Source organism: Nostoc sp. JL31 (assembly GCF_017114965.1).
Classification (GTDB): domain Bacteria; phylum Cyanobacteriota; class Cyanobacteriia; order Cyanobacteriales; family Nostocaceae; genus Nostoc; species Nostoc punctiforme_A.
Genome location: NZ_JABXKO010000078.1, coordinates 36865 through 57174 on the forward strand (window position 1 = coordinate 36865; position 20310 = coordinate 57174).

The following is a 20310-nucleotide window of genomic DNA, read 5'->3' on the forward strand; positions in this document are numbered from 1 at the left end:
GAACAACTTTTTTTAAATTACTTGAATCCGATGAGTTTAGTAATTTTTGAAGTCTTTTTCCATGACGAAATTTATCAGCTTTTGCCCTCTACGCTCTACCTCTTGCTTTTTGATAACAATAAATCCCTGACTCTCAAAAAAAGGTTTAGCTGTAATACTGGCTTCTGTAAATAACTTTTCCACTCCTAAAGACTTTGCTTTTAATTCAATCTGTTCTAAGATTTTCTTACCAACACCTTTCCTTTGAAAATCTTTATGACAATAGAAACGGTCAATATGGCCATTAGCCTCTAATTCTCCAAAACCAATAATTTTGTCTTCTTCTGCTACATAAGTAAACTTACTTCCTAAACTTTTAATCCAAACTTCAATATCCATGTTTGCTGGTGCCCAAGCAGCTACCTGTTCTTCTGTATAATCACGAATATTCACCTCGTGAATAGTATCGTAGAACAATTTCATAATTTCTTTGGTATCAGCTATTTCGTATATTCTTATTCTCATAAATTAATTAACGATCGCTAACTCTAATTAACAATATTATCAGTGTTGATGAGTCTGAATGTTTCCATAGTGAAGCCCAGTTGAAGGCACTATTTTGGCTTCATCATAATAGACTTCTTGCATGAATCAATGAGCTTTCACCCAAATCCCTCTCCCAAGCTTACTACGGTGTATACACAAGTCTGAAATACCTGATGAATCTGGGTTTTACCCCACCCTAACCCTCCCCTTAGAAAGGGGAGGGAACTGGATTTCCGGTTTCCCCCCTTTATAAGGGGGGATTAAGGGGGGTAATTCGAGTTGTGTATACACCGTAGCCAAAGAAAATATTTTAGTACAAAAGTACTATTTGCTGCTAAAATGCCTTACAAGTCAGCTAGCCTTGTTTGAGGTAGTATGCAAAAAATCCAAAACATTGACAAAAAGCCCATTTTGCGAAAAGTTTCGTTGTTGCAGCCTAAATCTGTAACTACTGCTATAGTGCCACTGCGACCCCAAGAGGAAAAAATCATCAGCGAAGGAGAGCGTTTGATTGCACAAGTTGAACGTATCAATCAGATGGCAGGAGAGTTAGAAGCAGCGATATTCGAGTTGAAAGCGATCGCTAACACCCTAAATACTCAAAAAAGTTACCCAACTCTAAATCAGGAGCCATACAAAAATATTTGTCAGTATTTTACAGTTAGCGTTCCTTGGGTGAAACGAAAGTCTGACAACTCATTTATTCTGACGACGCGAAAAGTTGATTTATTCCGAGCCGAAAGGGAAGCCACACAGTTAGCACAGCAACTTCGTCAGCAAACCAAAAAAAGATTAGCATCGCAGCCACAGACAAAAAACAAGAGTGGGGTTGAGGCTGACACAAAATGCTTGTTTAAAAAGGTGTTAGTAAACAAATCTTAAAATTATCAACATTCAACGGCATCTCACCCTTGAGGTTGTAACAGTTATGCTGATTGAAGTGGCAGAAGGAACTTATTCCTCAAAATTGCTAGATACCACACTGCCATTATTTCTTTGCAACCATAGTTGGTGACAAAGAAACAAAGCCGCCCTAATATTTGCACTTCCGTAAAACCAGAGTGTAACATCAGGGACAATCAATCAGCGCACAGAAGAGGTAAAAAGAAGGTGTTAAAGACACTTTTAGTGATTGCCGTTGGTTTTTTACCGTCCCTGTTTTCTCTGTGGATGATCCGTAGAACCCAGCGATCGCGCTTGCGGATGAGGCAAGCAGCCATGAATTTTCCAGTGGTACAGGGACGGCACAACGTCAGACCTGTGGAAGGCGATCGCTATTATTTAGAAGGGGTAGGTTATCTGATTGGCGATATCAGCTGCAAGTTTAATGCTAGGTCTGGCTACATCCGCTGTGCTATCAATCCCGAAGGACCATGTAACGGTTGCCGTCACTACGAACCTAGAGAATTAACTGGTAATGAAAAAAGCACTTAAGATTCCTCACTCAATACTTAACCGACCTAAAATTACGCGGATAGTTTTCCAGCGACTTCATAGCAGTAGAACCGGGGAATGATAAAATCATTACTAATTATAATAATTTGTATTTACAAGCACTTTGAATATTTCTCTTTGCATGGTGAAATAAGAATGATTTAATAGAATTCGTGCAAAAGCGTAAATCTGCATTATTCTGTTTGCAGATTATGAACTTTGCTATTAACTCTTGCCGAATATCTCATAACTAGATGATTATCCAACGATGAACAACGCGATCGCTCGGACAACAGCATTATTATCAACTTGCGCTTTACTACTAACAGGCTGTGGTGGTGGTACTAGTACAGTCACAAATTCTCCCACTAATACTCCAAATACTACCCCAAATAACACTGCAAGCAATACCCCAGCGACAACGGGTACATTATCAGGTGCTATTCCTATTGGTATTGGTGTTGCCCAAACTAGCAATGTGGCATTACTGGGTCAAGAGCAAGTCGCTGGAGCCAAACTTGCCCAAAAGTATTTCAATAGTAAAGGTGGTGTTAATGGCACACCAATTAAATTAGTTTTTCAAGATACTAGCGGTGATGAAGCAGGAGCAATTAACGCTTTTCAAACTCTAATTAATAAAGATAAAGTTATTGGAATTGTAGGACCAACTTTGTCACAGCAAGCCTTTAGTGCCGATCCGATTGGCGAACGGGCAAAAGTACCAATTATTGGGCCATCAAATACTGCTAAAAATATTCCTGAAATTGGTGATTACGTTGCTCGTGTTTCCGCACCAGTTTCCATTGTTGCACCTAATTCGGTGAAAGCGGCACTTAAGCAAAATCCTCAATTGAAAAAAGTTGCAGTTTTCTATGCCCAAAATGATGCATTTAGCAAGTCAGAAACAGAAATTTTTCAGCAAACAGTTAAGGATCAAGGGCTGGAATTGGTAACAGTCCAAAAATTCCAAACCAGTGATACAGATTTTCAAAGTCAAGCGACCAATGCAATTAATCTCAAACCAGATTTGGTAATTATTTCTGGCTTGGCTGCTGATGGTGGTAATTTAGTTAGGCAATTGCGGGAACTAGGTTATAAAGGCTTAATTGTCGGTGGTAATGGTCTAAATACATCGAATTTATTGCCAGTTTGTAAAGCACTTTGTGATGGCGTATTGATTGCTCAAGCCTACAGTCCAGAACATCCAGGTGAAATTAACGCGGCGTTTCGTAAAGCCTATATTGAAGAATATAAAAAAGAACCACCCCAATTTAGTGCCCAAGCTTTCGCAGCAGTGCAGGTTTATGTCGAAGCACTCCAATCTTTAGATAAAAAGAGCAAAATCAACAAACTACAGCTACCAGAGTTACGGACACAGTTAAACAAACAAATACTTGAAGGATCATACAATACACCATTGGGTGAAATTGGTTTTACTCCCACAGGTGAAGTTGTGCAAAAAGATTTCTATGTTGCTCAAATCAAAATGGAAAAAGACGGGAGTCAAGGTAAATTCACATTTCTAAAATAGTTGCAACATGAATATCAATATCTTTTTGCAGCAATTATTAAATGGGTTATCCATTGGCAGCGTCTATGCAATTTTTGCCTTGGGATATACCTTGGTTTATTCTATTTTGGGCATTATTAATTTAGCTCATGGCGCGATTTTCACCTTGGGTGCATATTTCACTTATGCGCTTATGGGTGGAAACTTTGGATTTAATGGCTTGCTGGCTAATGCAGCTTTGCCGATAAAATTACCATTTGCTATAGCCTTAATTTTAGGAAGCACCTTAGCAGGATTGGTAGGGGTAGTGATGGAACGCGTTGCTTTTCAACCTTTGCGCCGTCAAGGCTCCGATCCTTTGCTAACTGTTGTTTCCAGCTTGGGAGCAGCAGTGGTAATTGTAAATTTAATCCAGTATTTAATAGGCGCGGAAAGTTACACATACCCCGCAAATACTTACGGTAATTTGCCACCTGCGATTAACTTTGGTAGTCCAGAAAACCCAATTCCGATTCGCAGTGTTCAGGTGGTAATTTTTACTGTGTCAGTAGCGATCGTGGCAATTCTTACCTATTTTATCAATCGAACTAAATATGGTAAGGCAATGCAAGCGATCGCAGAAGATCCAACTACAGCTAGTTTATTAGGAATTAATAGCGATCGCTTTATCATCCTAACATTCTTCATCAGCAGTTTTTTAGCAGGATTAGCAGGAACTTTAGTTGCCTCTAGTGTTAGTATTGCAGGGCCATATTTCGGCATTGCTTTTGGTTTGCGGGGTTTAGCGGTAATTGTCTTAGGTGGTTTAGGTAGTATTCCCGGTGCAGTGTTGGGAGGTTTGTTAATCGGATTAGTTGAGGCGTTTGTCCCTGCTGATTATTCTGGATATAAAGACGCAGTAGCCTTTGCAATTTTGTTTATCATGCTATTAGTTAGACCTCAAGGTTTGTTAGGGCGGCGGTTTATTCAGAAAGTTTAAATAGACGTAGCGCTATGAAAACATATACATATTAAATAAAATGGCTGATTTTTTCGCTACTTACGCTTCTTTAATTGTCTCTATGGTATTGGGGGCGTTACTAGGGTTATCGCTTTACTTACCGCTAATGACAGGACAATTGTCTTTAGCTAGTCCAGGATTTTATGCTTTAGGTGGATATATTGCAGCAATTTTATCTACAAAAGTTTTTACATCTAGCAGTAGTTTATTTCCAATTCCCTTGTTGTTATTGGAGATGTTAATTGCTGGTGTAATTTCTGGATTATTGGGTGTAATGGTGGGAATTCCGGCATTGAGATTGCGAGGAATTTATTTAGCGATCGCAACTATCGCTTTTGTGGAGGTTCTACGCGTCATCTCCCTCAATCTAGATATTACAGGCGGTGCTGTTGGGATTTTTGGCATTCCTCAACCTTTCCAAACACAACTTGAATATTTATGGATTGCGTTGCCATTACTATTAATTAGTATGGTGCTACTTTATCGTTTAGAACGTATCCGCGTAGGAAGAGCTTTTATCGCGATCCGTGAAGATGAATTAGCTGCGGGTGCAATGGGGATTGATCCGACTTATTACAAAGTTTTAGCGTTTACATTAGGGGCGATACTTGCAGGGGTTGTAGGTGCAATTAGCGCTCACTTCCTCAATACCTGGAATGCTCGCCAAGGTACTTTTGATAGTAGTATTATATATTTAACTTTTGTTTTAATTGGTGGTTCGAGAAGTTTTTTAGGACCAGTAGTCGGAGGTATGGTATTTACAGCTTTACCAGAGATTCTGCGAAGCCTTGCTGATACTGGTGGTTTACCTAATTGGTTAGCGCAGTTTTTGCGAGATGGTAGATTAATTATTTTTGGCTTTTTAATAGTAATAGGTACAATCTTTTTCCCTCAAGGGCTAATTACTCCAGATGTTTTTCAAAGAAAAAAACGAACCGCCAAGCACGCAAAGGAATAAGAGTTTTAGAGAGTTATTGCGTAAGTTTTATATTCATAATAGTATGCAAAAATGTCACATAGTATTTCAGTAACTAATAACAGTATTGTCTTAGAAGCAAGAGCATTAACTCGTCGCTTTGGTGGTTTAGTAGCGGTAAATAATGTATCTTTTAGTGTAAATAAATATGAGATTTTTGGACTGATTGGTCCTAATGGTGCTGGCAAAACAACACTGTTTAATTTGATTACTGCCTTTATTCCACCTTCTAGCGGTAAATTAATTTATCAAGGCGCAGAAGTTTCTCAACTGCGTCCTCATCAAATTGCTGCTTTAGGTATCGCCCGTACCTTCCAAAATATCCGCTTATTTGGGGAATTATCAGCGTTAGAAAATGTGATAATCGCCCGACATTTACACACTAAAAGTAATATGATTACAGGTGTTTTTGGATTACCACCAGCACCTCGTGAAGAATTAAAAACTAAGCAAAAAGCTTTAGATTTATTAGATTTGGTGGGATTGAGCGATCGCGCTGACGAAAAAGCCAAAAACTTTGCTTACGGCGATCAGCGACGGCTAGAAATTGCCCGCGCTTTGGCATTACAACCACAAATTTTACTTCTCGATGAACCTGCGGCGGGGATGAACCCTAACGAAAAGCAGCAATTGAGTGAATTTATCCGTAGCCTCCGCAATGACTTCAATTTGACGATCGTCCTTATAGAACACCATGTACCATTAGTTATGGGTTTGTGCGATCGCATTGCTGTACTAGATTTTGGTCAATTAATTGCCTTGGGTGAACCATCTGTAGTTAGAAATGATCCGGCTGTAATTGAAGCTTATTTGGGAAATGAATGAATTTACGTAGACAAAATTACTACAAATTCGTCTAAAGAACTCACAGCGATCGCGCTATCCATTAAATTTTCTAATTTTTCCACACTCTCGCCCTCAAACCTTACTTCCACTTCATGAGGAATTTCGCCAAAACGTTGTTCCAATACCCGGATTAGCTGCCGTCGCGCACCCTGCTGAATACCTCTTTGCTCAATTTCCTGATACCAAGGCGATTCTCGCAATACTGCCATATCCCACCTCATGATTTGTTGCACTAAAGGCGTGTCTAACACAAAGCTAGCAAAAAATGCCAGCAATGATTCTAACTCGTTCAACTGTGCATCTGCTCGTAGCGCCTGTAATGCGCGTTGCACAACTGATACCTCTCCCCCTCCTCGCAGGATTGGCACAAAGGGTAACAACGATGGTAGTGGTTGCTGAAAGACTATTTCAGCATCGATTTCCCACAAATTAATCACGCGATAATCTTGGATGGCACGTAATCCCAAAAATTCCTGCTCGTAACTACTGACAATACTTAAGGTGGATGGGGGCGGCAAAATGTTGATCAGTACTGGGTAAGTTGGCAATCGATAGCGTTCTTGTGCCAAGGCAGTATATGCTCTCATCCGTAGAGGCATCTGTGCCGTGTAACGCAACTGTAGTTCATTTAATACTAAAAAATCTCCGTGAGTAGCACTGTATGCTTTCACTAACACATCTGTTTCCCGGCTAATCCAATGAAACTCAGAGCCGAGAATTTCTTTCGCCACGACTTCAGGACGCTGTGTCACCCATTGTACCCATGCATCGGGAGCTAAATTAATTAGTCGCTTGCTACCAATATCTGCTACTTTTGCCACAGGACGCTTGCTATCTTTATCAGTAATTAATAGTACATCATAAAGATTGCGGTATTATGGCGTTGGTTTGAAGTTTCAGCAATGTCTTACGACGGGGTACGCCTACGCACTGTTTTAAGAAATGTATGATTGATGTATGTTAGGTTTTGAATCAACATTTCTGGATGTAAACCGCCGATGAAAGCCGATAGCAAGCCAAACTATACAATTTTAGAAGTTCAAGAACTTGATGTTAATTATGGCGGTATCCAAGCTCTCAAAAAAATTAATTTAATTATTCAAAAAGGCGAGGTAGTTACTCTAATTGGTGCTAATGGTGCTGGTAAAACTACCACACTCCGCGCCATATCTAAAGTAGTTAATCCTAAAAGTGGCGTAATTATTTATAATGGACATAATATTAACCGCCGCCAAACTCATGAAGTTGTACAACTTGGTATCGCCCATTGTCCTGAAGGACGTAGAGTATTAGCGCGGCAAACAGTATTTGATAATTTACTTTTGGGTGCTTATATTCGCTCCAATCAAGCTGAGATAAAAGCAGATATTCAGCGCCAATTTGAGCTATTTCCGCGCTTGTCACAAAGACGCAATCAACTAGCAGGAACCCTCAGCGGTGGTGAACAACAAATGTTAGCGATCGCACGTGCTGTAATGAGTAAACCACAACTGTTACTTTTAGATGAGCCTAGCTTAGGTTTAGCACCTGCGATCGTCCGGGAAATCTTTTCTATTATTGAAAATCTCCGGGCTACAGGCGTGACTATTTTGTTAGTTGAACAAAACGCGAATTTGGCGCTGCAAATTGCCGATCGCGGTTACGTTCTAGAGGCTGGTTCTATAACTTTAACAGGTGCAGCATCAGAATTAATTAGTGATGAGCGAGTTAAAAAAGCTTATTTAGGATAATTAATATTGAGCGTGGAGTTTGGTTTGAACCGTCCCAGTCTGGTACTTACATTTGAGTTCTTTACACAATCTTAACTAATTTCTACTTATAACTTTTCCTAATCGTTAGTATTATTAAAAATTATTACGATTTTGTCATAATATATTAATATTTATAGCCCTCCTTGCAGATATCTATATATTTGTTTAGCGGCGAATTCTATTCACCGGAATCATTAAACCCATGAGTCAAATAGTCTGGATAGCAAGACACGCTAACCGCCTCGACTTCGTAAACCCCGATTGGTTTCTCACCGCCGAACGACGCTACGATCCACCTTTGTCTGATGATGGGATGGTGCAGGCACAGCAATTAGCTAAACGATTGAAAGGAGAAAAGATTGGACATATTTTCGCTTCTCCTTTCTTGCGAACGGTACAAACGGCAAACGCAGTTGCAGAAATGCTCAACTTATCGATTAAACTCGAAACAGGTTTGAGTGAATGGCTAAATCCAGTTTGGATGACGGAAGAACCCGAAAGACTGTCAACTCCAGCTTTAGCAAAGTTATTCCCCAGAATTGACAGCAGCTATACTTCGCGCATTGCCGCCAAATATCCTGAAACTCACGAAAAAGTACGAGAACGTTCTGGGCAAACTGCTAGATGTTTAGCTACTGAGTTCTTCCCAGAGGATATACTGCTAGTGGCGCACGGTGCATCTGTGTTAGGCGGAGCAATGGGACTAGTGGGGGAAATTGCCAAAACAGAAGTCAAAGCTTCTTTGTGTTCTCTGGTAAAAGTGGTACGCCAAGACCCAGAATGGTTATTAGAGCTAACGGGAGATACTTCCCATTTAACCCACATAGAAGAAGTTATTCGATTTGCTTAAACCTCTGATAGAGATTTGCGTTCATGCCTTCTGCTACGTTGGGTATATCCTACAAAAAAAGTAATTAATTCACGAATAAATTCTATGACTTTGTTACTAGCAGGAGACATCGGCGGTACGAAAACTATTTTGCGATTGGTTGAAACATCAGATTCACCAAATTCACATACTATTTATCAGGAAAGTTACCACAGCGCTGATTTTTCCGATTTAGTACCTATAGTGCAGCAGTTTTTGGTCAAAGCTAATACACCTACACCAGAAAAGGCGTGTTTTGCGATCGCAGGGCCCATTGTCAAAAATACTGCCAAACTAACCAATTTAGCCTGGTTCCTAGATACCGAACGTTTAGAAGAAGAATTGGGTATCCCACACATTTCTTTGATTAACGACTTCGCCGCCGTTGGCTATGGCATTTCAGGTTTACAAAAACAAGACTTGCACACGTTGCAAGTTGGCAAACCTCAACCCGAAACCCCTATTGCTATTATTGGTGCTGGTACTGGTTTAGGGCAAGGATTTTTAATTAAACAGGGAAACGACTATCAAGTGTTTCCCTCAGAAGGTGGACACGCTGACTTTGCCCCTCGAAACGAAATCGAGTTTCAACTGTTGAAATACCTGCTGGGTAAGCATGATATCCAGCGCATTTCTGTAGAACGCGTGGTTTCTGGAATGGGAATTGTGGCAATTTACCAATTTCTGCGCGATCGCAAATTTGCTGCTGAATCACCAGATATCGCCCAAATCGTGAGAACTTGGGAACAAGAGGCCGGACAAGAAGAGAAGAGTGTCGATCCCGGTGCTGTCATTGGTACGGCTGCACTAGAAAAACGCGATCGCCTCTCGGAACAAACTTTGCAATTATTTATAGAGGCTTACGGTGCAGAAGCCGGCAATCTTGCCTTGAAACTCCTACCTTACGGTGGCTTATACATCGCTGGTGGAATTGCACCCAAAATCCTGCCCTTAATCCAAAACAGCGGTTTCTTATTAAATTTCACCCAAAAAGGTAGAATGCGCCGTCTCCTCGAAGAGATCCCAGTGTATGTTATCCTCAACTCGCAAGTCGGCCTAATTGGTGCTGCTTTATGTGCTGCTAGGTTATAACAGCTGGCATCATCAGTGAGATCAGCATCTCAAAGGGCAAAAAATATGACAGTTAAAAGTCTGTTGCCACTAATAACCGCCACGATAGTCTGTGGTGGTTCTGTTCTTGTGGAAGCGCGTCAACCCAAACCTCGGGTAGCTGTTGTCAAACCAACCGTTTCTCAACCCGTGCAGCCACAATGGAAGTTATACACTCCTCCAGATGGACGTTTTACAATTTTGATGCCGGGAAGCCCCAATAGAAATACCGAATACCAAAAAACTTACATGGGGGAAATTGCTTTAGAAATATTTGTCGCTCAACCACCAAAACAGCAAGTAGCATACATAGTTGCTTACAATGATTTCCCTTATAGTTACGGTCAAATGGCTGATCCTCAAGCTGTACTTAATAATGCACGGGATATGGCTTTAAAGACTACGAAAAGCAATTTAATTAGTCAACGAAACATTCGTAGTTACAATAATCATCCCGGCAAAGAAATTGAGTACATCAATTCTGGAGGGAAAATTACTATAAGTAGAATGTATGTTGCCGAAGGAAGACTATATCAAGTAATGGCAATAACTACAAAAAAACAGCAGAAGACACTAGCTAAAACCATTACTGGGTATTTAAATTCTTTCAATGTAGTTTTGAAAAAGTGAAATAAATAAAACTTTTACTATATTAGCCTTGTAATCAGTTGCAAGGCTAATATCGATACTACTCGGTTAATAATTTTAAACATAAATCATCACAAAGACACATTAACAATTCAAAATTCAAAATTCAAAATTCAAAATTAAAGACATTTCAGACGGGGATTTAAACCCCGACTGAAATGGGTGCTGCATGTAGATTGCAGGTTCTTAAACCCTTTAATTTACGATAAATCGCTGTTTCTACGAAACTTTCATTAACAATTTATGCTTTGAAAATGAAACATTATTTGAATTTAGGTATTGATAAAGCTTGAAATGTATAAGATAAACGTATAAAGTTTGAGTTTGTGACAAAAATTTAAAAACTTGAGAGTATTTCTTGGGTTTTGTATAACTTTAAATGAGTAAAATGTTACTATCACAGAGAAAGCTATAGATTGCAGATATTTATAAAAGTTAAAGTTCATGATTTGAGGAGCAGGGTTTTTGTCCTATGGTCAAGCGATCGCTCCAAGCATCACTTACTGGAATTCAGGAGGCTAAAAGGGCATTTGCTCTTAAGGGGTGGACACAAGACAATCTAGCCGCAGAAGTCAACCTCAAGACTAGACAACCGATTTGGCGGTTTTTTAGTGGTCGTCCGGTTGAGCGTCATACCTTTATTGAGATTTGCTTAGTTTTGGAACTGAATTGGCGGGAGATTGCTACCAATCCTCCGGCAGAATTCCGTGAACTAGAAGAATACACCCAGCCCTATGTCTTAGATATTGACAGATTAGTGGAACAAGTGCGATCGCAACGCTTCGACAAAATTCAAGACCAGTGTGGTACTTTGCAGTTATTGGATATCAGTCGTCCCGTGGCGATCAATGACATATATATAGATTTGAATATTTTGGAGCAAATTGCCAGTCAACAGTGGTTAGAAATCACCGAACTGCAAAAACTCGATCCCAAAGAATTTGACCGTTTTGGCTTAGGTGAGATTGACCTGAACCAGATACCTGGTACACAAGCAGTTGAAACATACTCCAAGCTCAGGGTGCTAGGCAAACCAGGAGTAGGTAAAACCACCTTTTTGCAACATCTCGCCATTCAGTGTAACCAAAGTGCATTTGTGTCAAATTATGTGCCGATATTTATCACACTGAGAAATTTTGCCCAAGAGTCTAAGATTACCAACGACTTCAGCTTATTAAAGTACATTCGCCAGGAGTTTATCACATCTGGAATTTCCGATCCCTCAGTTATCGAAACCTTGCTTAATGCAGGCAGAGTGTTATTGTTGCTTGATGGTATGGATGAAATTCTTAACCAACAAAGCAATGTTGTCTTAAGTGAAATTCGCAGATTTTCAGATAAATATCACAAAAATCAGTTAGTGACCACCTGTCGAACCGCATCTCAAAGACTTAGACTCCGAGGGTTTACCGATGTTGAAATTGCCCCATTTACCTCAGAACAAATTCAAGCCTTCGCTCAAAAATGGTTTGTAGCCTTTAGTAAGACCAACACTCAAGATGGTCAGTCCCAATCTGTTGAGTTTATTCAGAAGCTAGACTTAGCTGAAAACTGGCAATTTCGTCAACTCGTCGTCACACCCCTATTTCTGAATCTTGCCTGCTGGGTGTTTCACGGCCAAGAAAAATTTCCGACTAAGCGGACTGACTTTTATAAGCAAGGTTTAGACCTTCTATTAGGTAAATGGGATGAAGCCAAAGGCATAGAACGGGATGAGGTTTATCGAGGGTTTTTATTACCACAAAAGCTCAAATTATTGAGTCAGATTGCAGCAGCGACATTTGAAGACGGTCAGTACTTTTTTGAGCAACGCATCGTTGAACAATATATTGGTGACTATATTCAGAATCTGACCAACGTCCCAATGGATGCAGACGAACTGCAAGTAGAAAGCGAAGCGGCCTTGAAAGCAATCGAAGCTCAACATGGGCTACTGGCAGAACGGGCGCGGGGAATTTTTTCTTTCTCCTATCTGGCCTTTCAAGAATACTTCACAGCCAGAAAAATCGTTGCCAGCCATAACCTACAGGCATTTGAGCAAGCGCTCTCTGGTTTAGTCAGTCATATCACTGACCCCCACTGGCGTGAAATCTTCTTGTTAACCGCTACCATGCTTCGGAGTGCAGACTCTCTAGTACAGTTGATGAAGCAACAGATTGATGCACTGGTTGCCCAAGACCCTTATTTACAAGAATTTTTGGCATGGGCTAGCCAAAAATCTCGTAGCATTCCCACCCAAGCAAAAGATGCGACCATTCGAGCATTTTACCTGGCCTTGAGTCGGACTCCTCACGTAGCTCCTCACTTTGCTCTAGCCAGCAGCCTCGACCAAGGGATGTTTCTGGATGCCGCATTAGATGACCTACTGCTGGAGTGTGCAATTGATGGGAGCCAGGACTTTGCTCACGTCCACGCCTGTGGAGATGCTCTCTCAATCATTCTGGGCATTGTTCTGGATGTTGGACTTCATAAATCCTTGCAACAACTCTCTGACCAATTCCCAAATTCTCGTCAAAGTCAAGAACGGTTTGGGCTATGGTGGGAGACGAACTATTCAACCTGGGCTGAACAGTTAAAGACAACGGTGATTAATTATCGCAACATTAACCACCAGTGGGAGTTTAGCCTTGAACAACAGCAAGTGTTACAACGTTACTATGATGCTAATCAGTTACTACTCGATTGCCTGCATAGCAATTGTGAAGTAACTCCTGCTATCAGGCAAGAAATTGAAGCCACCTTATTATTGCCTCAGAAGGAACTTGAGGACAGGGAATGGGAATAGTTTTGTTGATTAATTCTTTACAGCTATTTTCAGTTAATTGAACCACAGATTTTTGGAGGTAACATACCGCGCCCTTTTTTGAAAAGTTTTTTTACGTTTTGTGTCGTAGTTAATCAATTCATTTAGGAAATCAAACAACACCCGCTCATAGTATAAGAACAGAACCTAGTAATTCTAACCATTTAGTGGTTCTCTACTACTCTTTATTTTACCTATCCGCTTGTCTCGTCTCCTTAAGACTAAGGATTTTTCAGATCGCTTTGCCCTTAAAGTCTTAATCGCAGGTCTTATTATGAATTTAATCAATGACTTTTGCTTGGCAGTTGGGATACTCAAAGGTTTACAAGTACTCGTTGTAGACAACGATCGCGATAGTAGAGATTTGTATGCTTTTTTACTCGAAGACCTAAGCGCAAATGTGATTACTGCTGGTTCTATAAAGGAAGCTTTAGAAACCCTGAGTTGGTTCACACCCAACATTATTGTCAGTGAAATTAGGTTTTTAGGTGAAAGTATTTATACATTGGTAAATACATTGAATACTATAGAGCTAGACAATGGTAAGCATATCCCAATCATTGTGACTTCAACATCTACCACAGGTACTTGCGATCAAATTCCAGATGTAGACTTTGAAGAATATTTACTTAAGCCATTCGACCTTGACGAATTTGTTTCTATGATTGTGAATCAAGTACAGGAAAATGTGACGGAAAATTTTTGCACAGAGCTACTAGTTGCAAACTAGTAGGTAAGTTTAAATATCTGCGTTGTTTAACTGCCCGAAAATAAATTTCTAGACTGCATAGCTAAAACCCTTGTTCAGAGTACAAATGTAGGTTAGACATAGCCTACAATGTAAGCACATGGGTTTGAGGAATGATAAGCTATGCCCACAAAAATTACAAATATACTCGTTCATCCACCTCAGAACTCCGTTCATCCACCTCAGATACTCGTTCATCCTTAAAGACTGGTTTTGTAAAAGTAGATCATCGATGCGTTAGCTCCCGGCGTAACACACCCTACGAAAATTGTTAGCAAGGATGCAGTTAAAGCTTTGCTGTCAGCTTAGTACTGGAAAATGAAACTTGTATGATCGTTGTTAAAGTACCTCTTTCGCAATATTATGAGCGAATTACAGACCCAACTAGCAACCGATAGCTGGATAGCAGCAACTTGGGATGAATATATCCAAATAATTGAAAATCCTGTCTACGAAAAAGCCAAGGGCTACTACCACAATGGAAAGATGAGGATTGAAATGCCACCACTGGGCCATGACCACGCCTGCGACAACACAATTATTGCCTTTGCTGTTAACCTTTTTTGCACAATCAAAGGCATCCCTGCCAAAGGCTTAACTAATTGTACATATCGGAAAACAGGCTTTAAGGAAGCTCAACCTGATGTGTCTTACTATATTGGTGAAAATGCTGATGTCATTCCCTACGGCACTTCTATCATCAATTTAGATATATATCCACCACCAGATTTAGTTATTGAAGTGGCTAATACCTCACTTGCTGACGATCAAGGTGAAAAACGACTTTTATACGAAGATTTAGGAGTGAAAGAATACTGGATTTTAAATGTCCAGGATGTCCAAGTTATGGCTTTTGCCATTGAAAATCAAGGTAGTAGGCGGATTACAGAATCTCAGGTATTACCAGGATTAGCAATTTCTTTATTAAACGATGCATTACGGCAAACTCGTCAAATAAATCAAAGTCAAGTTGGTGCTTGGTTGTTAACCCAATTTCAGCAATAATTACAAACTGCTTTGCTGTAGGGAATGGGGAGTAGGGATAAAAGCAAAGGATACAGACTAACTAAAGTGCGATCGCACTATAAATCCTATCTGATTTGTGAGAATTGTCAGCCGTAGATTCCCAGCTTCTCAAAAAAGTCGGGGATCTTGTTTCTCACGAATAGTTCAGAATTGCAATAATGTGCTGTGGCTAAAGTCACCCTTTCAGGTGAAGACATACAGAAATACGAATGCCTAGTATGAAGGAAGATTAAGCAACTGTGAAGCTTATTATGCGTCTAGTTGTTAATTAACTCATACAAATTTAATCCCAAAGCTTTAACAACTCCGTACTCTCCACTTGTCCTCTAACTAAAAAATATTCTTATACAGCAAGATTTACAGGCTTCTATAATATGGCTACGCACATAGAAATTCCAGTTATTGGCAAAGTTAAGTATCCATTGCGCTGGCTGATGGGGCTGATGGCGGGGAGTGCTTTGGTTGTGGGTACTATAACAACTTACACCTTGGTAAATCAAGGGACAAACAAAGAAGATATTGCTCAACTAACTGTGCCAGTTGCAGCCCAAAACGTCACGTTGCGGATTACAGCTAGTGGCAAAGTCGTGCCAGTTCAGAGCGTAAATATTAGTCCGAAGAATCCCGGAGTGCTGTCGCAATTATACGTGGAACAAGGCGATTGCATTCAACAAGGGCAAATTCTCGCGCGCATGGATAGCGCTGGTATTGAGGCTCAAAGGAGCCAGTACCGTGCAAACTTAGCCCAAAGTCAAGCACAGCTAGCCGAAGCCCTTGCTGGTAGTCGTCCTCAAGAAATCGCTCAAGCGAGGGCGCGATTAGCACAATCTCAAGCTCAATTAGCCGCAGCTAAAGCTGGTAATCGTCCCCAAGAGATTGCTCAATCTCAATCTCAAGTAGATGCGGCTCAAGCAAGGGTGAATTACACCAGCGAACAGGTAAAGCGTTACGAATATCTATATAAAGAAGGAGCAGAAAAAAAACAATTACTCGATCAAGCCATCAGCGACGACAAAAGTGCTAGAGCCAATTTAGAAGAAGCGAAAAAACGATTTTCCTTAGTCCAAAGTGGGACTCGGAGTGAAGAAATTGACCAACGCCAAGCTGCTGTTAACGAAGCACGGGCAGCATTGGTACTGTTAGAAGATGGCACCCGTTCTGAAGAAATTGTCCAGCGTCAAGCCGCTGTTGCATCTGCTGAGGCTCAGTTAAAGGGTGTACAAGTGCAGTTGGAAGATACTATTATTCGCGCTCCTTTGTCGGGAATTGTCACCCAAAAGTATGCCGAACCAGGCGCGTTTGTCACACCTACAACTTCTGCTTCTACTAGTGCATCGGCAACTTCTAGTTCAATTGTCGCTGTAGCAAGGGGTTTAGAAATATTAGCTCAAGTTCCCGAAGCCGATCTTGGCAGAATAAAACAGGGACAGCAGGTGGAAATTGTCGCCGATGCCTATCCCGATCAAGTTTTTAAAGGTCATGTGCGCCTGATTGCTCCAGAAGCAGTGGTAGAACAAGGTGTGACATCCTTCCAGGTGCGGGTTGCTCTCGATACTGGCATAGATAAACTGCGTTCTGGCTTAAATGTGGATCTGACTTTTTTAGGCGATCGCGTTAATAATACCTTGGTATTACCAACGGTGTCAATCGTCACCGAAAAGGGTAAAACTGGTGTACTCGTACCAGATGCAAAGAATAAACCTCAGTTCCGCGAAGTTACAGTTGGCGCACAAATCCAAAACCAAACTCAGATTTTAGGGGGAGTTAAAGAAGGCGATCGCATTTTTGTTAACCCACCCAAAGATTACAAAATCGAAAAGGCTAAAGAACAAAATAATTCCTAATTCGTAATTTAAGATATGAATTTCCTCGAAAGCATGAATATGGCGGGGAAAACCCTGTTGTCAAATAAACTGCGTAGCGCCCTCACGATGTTGGGTATAGTTATTGGCAACGCTTCGGTGATTGCCATGATTGGTATTGGCGAAGGTGGGCAGAAGTATGTAAATAAACAGTTGCAGTCATTAGGGCCAAATGTGCTATTTGTACTGCCAGGTAATCGAGAAACTCAGCGGATCTCCTTTGAAGTGCCAAAAACTCTGGTGTTGCAAGATGCGGATGCGATCGCTTCTCAAGTCCCAACTGTAGTAGGAGTTGCACCAGAGTTAAACAGAAGACAGGTGGTTATATACCGCAACAGAAACACCGATGTCAACATCATTGGCACAACTCCCAGTTTCCTATCTGTGCGGGATTTTGAAACTGCTAAAGGCAGGTTTTTCTCTGAGGTAGACATCAAGCGAAGTAATCAAGTGGTAGTGCTGGGTGGAGACTTGGCAGAAAAACTATTCGGTAATAGTAACGCTGTAGGACAGCAATTGCGAGTTGGAAATACTAGCTTTCAAGTGATTGGAACGTTAACAGCCAAAGGTTCCAGCGTGGGAGCAGATTATGATAATGCTGCCTTAATACCAATCACCACATCAGCAAACCGACTTGTAGGCAAGAATTCTCCTTATGGTATTGCCTTAGATTATCTCGTTGCTGCGGCTCGTGATTCCGATAGCGTGGATGCAGCAGAATTTCAAATTACTAATTTGCTGCGTCTACGACACAAAATTAATGGTGAAGATGACTTTACTCTTCGCAGCCAAAAAGATGCTTTGCAAACTGTCGGTCAAATTACAGGTGCATTGACAATTATGCTAGCTGCGATCGCCGGTATATCCCTGTTTGTCGGCGGCATTGGCATCATGAATATTATGCTAGTCTCCGTCACCGAACGCACCCAAGAAATCGGATTGCGAAAAGCGATCGGCGCAACTGAGCAAGATATTTTGCTACAGTTCATCATTGAGGCAGTGATTGTTTCCGCAGCTGGCGGCTTAGTCGGGACTGCCGTTGGTATTAGTGGCATCCTATTAGTGGGAGCCTTGACTCCTTTAGAAGCAAGTCTTTCTCCTGTAGCGATTACTATGGCAGTTGGTGTTTCTGGGGCTATTGGTTTATTCTTTGGCGTTGTTCCTGCACGTCGCGCTGCTAAACTCGACCCCATTGTGGCTTTGAGAAGTGCTTAGATAAATCATCACAAAGACGCGAGAAATCGCTGCCTCTTGCCTTAACCGAACATTATTGATACAAGTCCTAATAGTTGAGCGATCAATAAAGGCTTGGATGCGCGATCGCTACAATCCATTGAAGTAATTTTGCTGAAAAAGGGGAAGACTATGGTTAATCCCTAATGGGGAAATTTCTATGAAAATCCTGAACAGCAAAATGCTCAAAAAATCTTTACTTAACTGTTTAATTTTGCCTTTTTCTCTACTGCCCTGGTTCTGTGTGGAAACGCTTTTTGATTCCCAAGCCAATGCTTTACCAGGGCAAAGTACAGAAGAGGTAGGCACTTGGATTAAAGCACATCCTACACTCCGCCCCAGGAGAGGGGAGCAATTATTTGTCCAAAAGACTGATACTGCTGCCCAACGATTCACTTTTCAAGCGTCGGTATTGCCTCCTGGTAGGGTGGAGTTTTCTAAAGACCGTGGCACAATTCGGACTGAGCGCATTACTATGTATGATGCTATTAACGGCATGACATTTGCGCGTCTCCAAGAATCCTTGCGGGTGATTTATGGCTTGGAGATTTATCAAGACTACGATCGCGCCCAAGTCGTGTATCAATATCCCAACCAGAAGGTAGTTAATTCAGCGCGTCTGGCTAAAACTCCAATTCGGGAAGCCTTAAAAGGAGAATTACGAGTAGGCGATCGCTATGTATATTGGGTGGAAGTTGCCCAACCCAAGACTGGCAAAGCTTTTACCGGTCAAATGACCGTTTTGCTCAAAACTGACCTAGACAAGTTAGAAAATGAACTGCAAATTCGTTAATAGGCGACAAGAGGAGGCAGAAGTTCTTTAATTTTGAATTTTGTTAGCGCAGCGTTAGCGAGTCCGCGTTCGCTTTTAGCGTCTCGTAGAGAGCGTCATTTTGAATTTTGAATTGATTTCTCCCTCATCCCTTCCCCAACTCCATCGGAGCTAAGGTTTGCCATATACCCGAAAAGATACTTTCAGCTGCTAAAGAAATTCGTAGTAAATCTTCTTTGAGTAGTGGTGGCCAATCAACCCCGGCTTTACGCCCTGCACCAAATAGCTGCTGCGCCTTAATGCTTAACTGATAAAGGGCCAAAGCCAGTTCTCGATCTAGGCTCTTTGCATCTTTGAGAGCTTCAAACACCACTTTCAATGCCAACAAAATCGAAGTGATTTGACCGGGTATCGGCGGTTTGCCCTGTTTCATACGCGTTAACAGTGCATCTGGGTTTTCCTCGGTTGTGATTGTCTGATCTATGAGGAGTTTCCTAGCTGTTTCGTAATTCATGTAGTCAGTTTAGCGCACATTTTGCGTCAGCAGTAATACTTAATTAAAAAGTCATAAAACGGCTTTCTAGTTATTTATAGCAATCTCTGATGATTTGTGAAATGATAGGCGTGAGGAAAATAATCGGGGATTGGCGATGCTCTAGGTTAACCAGATAGACTGAATATAATATCTTTGAAAAATACACCTTACTAGGAATCAGAAGTAAAATGTTCTCACCGAATTTACTAGAAATTGAACGCTCTATCCTTGCCTTGTCTGTAGAAGAACAACTTTGGCTGTTAGAAAGTATTGTTCGGCAAATCCGAGAAAAAGAGTATGTAAAAGATAAGTTTAAGGATGCTAAAAATCTAGATGAACAACTGCAAGTAACCGCTATAGAACCAAATATTAAAACACAAATTACTACTATAAATGATGAGTTTGCAATTTCTGAAATCCTCTGATAGGTAGGAATAAACATTCTGAACTTGCCAGACCTGAAAAATTAAATATACAAGTTATTAGTGAGCGATCGCTTAAAATTTCTGATTGCGATCGCAGTCTCTAAATTAATCATTTACATCGCAAAAGTAGTTTTATTCAGTAATAAACACAAGCTTTTGCGTAATCTAGGTTGCCCAACTGTTTTTGTTTACACGGAAAAGTGGCGATCGCAAATTCCCTTTTAATTTTGTTTCATCT

At 40.9% G+C, this 20310-nt stretch carries 21 protein-coding genes; 18 read left to right on the forward strand and 3 right to left on the reverse strand.

Going from position 1 to position 20310, the window contains the following annotated elements:
- Nucleotides 1–36: 36 nt before the first annotated feature.
- Entirely contained in the window at nt 37–432 is a 396-nt protein-coding gene (locus HWQ43_RS18115) for a GNAT family N-acetyltransferase (RefSeq protein ID WP_334904340.1), read from the reverse strand.
- 468 nt (nt 433–900) lie between these two features.
- Here HWQ43_RS18115 and HWQ43_RS18120 point away from each other — a divergent pair, with 468 nt between their 5' ends.
- The 6 genes from HWQ43_RS18120 to HWQ43_RS18145 all read left to right on the forward strand — a co-directional run bounded on the left by HWQ43_RS18120 (nt 901) and on the right by HWQ43_RS18145 (nt 6270).
- Nucleotides 901–1407 (forward strand): hypothetical protein, encoded by a 507-nt coding sequence (locus tag HWQ43_RS18120; RefSeq protein ID WP_292736575.1) that lies wholly within the window; start codon nt 901–903, stop codon nt 1405–1407.
- Between the two features lie 228 nt (nt 1408–1635).
- Nucleotides 1636–1959 carry a DUF6464 family protein gene (locus HWQ43_RS18125; RefSeq protein ID WP_292736577.1) on the forward strand — a complete coding sequence of 108 codons (324 nt, stop codon included), beginning with the start codon at nt 1636–1638 and terminating at the stop codon, nt 1957–1959.
- 268 nt (nt 1960–2227) lie between these two features.
- The gene (locus HWQ43_RS18130) at nt 2228–3490 is read left to right on the forward strand and encodes an ABC transporter substrate-binding protein (RefSeq protein ID WP_292736579.1); all 1263 of its coding nucleotides are present in this window, start codon (nt 2228–2230) and stop codon (nt 3488–3490) included.
- Between the two features lie 7 nt (nt 3491–3497).
- Nucleotides 3498–4448, forward strand: a complete 951-nt coding sequence (locus HWQ43_RS18135; RefSeq protein WP_292736581.1) for a branched-chain amino acid ABC transporter permease — start codon at nt 3498–3500, stop codon at nt 4446–4448.
- Nucleotides 4449–4488: 40 nt separating this feature from the next.
- Nucleotides 4489–5427, forward strand: coding sequence for a branched-chain amino acid ABC transporter permease (locus tag HWQ43_RS18140; protein ID WP_292736583.1), 939 nt, complete (start codon nt 4489–4491; stop codon nt 5425–5427).
- A 51-nt stretch (nt 5428–5478) separates the two neighbouring features.
- Entirely contained in the window at nt 5479–6270 is a 792-nt protein-coding gene (locus tag HWQ43_RS18145) for an ABC transporter ATP-binding protein (protein WP_292736585.1), read from the forward strand.
- Between the two features lie 2 nt (nt 6271–6272).
- Here the strand turns inward: HWQ43_RS18145 and HWQ43_RS18150 are convergent, their stop codons facing one another.
- Nucleotides 6273–7112, reverse strand: a complete 840-nt coding sequence (locus HWQ43_RS18150) for an Rpn family recombination-promoting nuclease/putative transposase (protein ID WP_292736587.1) — start codon at nt 7110–7112, stop codon at nt 6273–6275.
- Nucleotides 7113–7289: 177 nt separating this feature from the next.
- On the opposite strand from HWQ43_RS18150, the gene HWQ43_RS18155 reads away from it, so the two are divergent.
- The 10 genes from HWQ43_RS18155 to HWQ43_RS18200 all read left to right on the forward strand — a co-directional run bounded on the left by HWQ43_RS18155 (nt 7290) and on the right by HWQ43_RS18200 (nt 19133).
- Nucleotides 7290–8021: an ABC transporter ATP-binding protein gene (locus HWQ43_RS18155; protein ID WP_229552279.1), complete on the forward strand. Its 732-nt coding sequence runs from the start codon at nt 7290–7292 to the stop codon at nt 8019–8021.
- 223 nt (nt 8022–8244) lie between these two features.
- Nucleotides 8245–8892, forward strand: coding sequence for a histidine phosphatase family protein (locus HWQ43_RS18160; protein WP_292736590.1), 648 nt, complete (start codon nt 8245–8247; stop codon nt 8890–8892).
- 84 nt (nt 8893–8976) lie between these two features.
- Entirely contained in the window at nt 8977–10002 is a 1026-nt protein-coding gene (locus HWQ43_RS18165; protein WP_292736592.1) for a glucokinase, read from the forward strand.
- 45 nt (nt 10003–10047) lie between these two features.
- Nucleotides 10048–10650: a hypothetical protein gene (locus HWQ43_RS18170; RefSeq protein WP_292736594.1), complete on the forward strand. Its 603-nt coding sequence runs from the start codon at nt 10048–10050 to the stop codon at nt 10648–10650.
- A gap of 490 nt (nt 10651–11140) precedes the next feature.
- Nucleotides 11141–13453 carry an NACHT domain-containing NTPase gene (locus HWQ43_RS18175; RefSeq protein WP_292736596.1) on the forward strand — a complete coding sequence of 771 codons (2313 nt, stop codon included), beginning with the start codon at nt 11141–11143 and terminating at the stop codon, nt 13451–13453.
- A gap of 292 nt (nt 13454–13745) precedes the next feature.
- Nucleotides 13746–14201: a response regulator gene (locus HWQ43_RS18180; protein ID WP_292736598.1), complete on the forward strand. Its 456-nt coding sequence runs from the start codon at nt 13746–13748 to the stop codon at nt 14199–14201.
- A gap of 381 nt (nt 14202–14582) precedes the next feature.
- On the forward strand, nt 14583–15224 hold the full coding sequence (locus HWQ43_RS18185) for a Uma2 family endonuclease (RefSeq protein ID WP_292736600.1): 642 nt from the start codon (nt 14583–14585) through the stop codon (nt 15222–15224).
- A gap of 395 nt (nt 15225–15619) precedes the next feature.
- A complete protein-coding gene (locus HWQ43_RS18190) occupies nt 15620–17089 on the forward strand; it encodes an efflux RND transporter periplasmic adaptor subunit (protein ID WP_292736602.1) in 1470 nt (489 codons plus the stop codon).
- A gap of 15 nt (nt 17090–17104) precedes the next feature.
- Nucleotides 17105–18322: an ABC transporter permease gene (locus tag HWQ43_RS18195; protein ID WP_292736603.1), complete on the forward strand. Its 1218-nt coding sequence runs from the start codon at nt 17105–17107 to the stop codon at nt 18320–18322.
- Nucleotides 18323–18521: 199 nt separating this feature from the next.
- A complete protein-coding gene (locus HWQ43_RS18200) occupies nt 18522–19133 on the forward strand; it encodes a hypothetical protein (RefSeq protein ID WP_292736660.1) in 612 nt (203 codons plus the stop codon).
- Nucleotides 19134–19257: 124 nt separating this feature from the next.
- Here the strand turns inward: HWQ43_RS18200 and HWQ43_RS18205 are convergent, their stop codons facing one another.
- A complete protein-coding gene (locus HWQ43_RS18205) occupies nt 19258–19626 on the reverse strand; it encodes a Dethiobiotin synthetase (RefSeq protein WP_292736605.1) in 369 nt (122 codons plus the stop codon).
- 209 nt (nt 19627–19835) lie between these two features.
- Here HWQ43_RS18205 and HWQ43_RS18210 point away from each other — a divergent pair, with 209 nt between their 5' ends.
- The gene (locus tag HWQ43_RS18210; protein WP_292736607.1) at nt 19836–20072 is read left to right on the forward strand and encodes a hypothetical protein; all 237 of its coding nucleotides are present in this window, start codon (nt 19836–19838) and stop codon (nt 20070–20072) included.
- Between the two features lie 60 nt (nt 20073–20132).
- Nucleotides 20133–20297, forward strand: a complete 165-nt coding sequence (locus HWQ43_RS18215; protein ID WP_292736609.1) for a hypothetical protein — start codon at nt 20133–20135, stop codon at nt 20295–20297.
- Nucleotides 20298–20310: the final 13 nt, after the last annotated feature.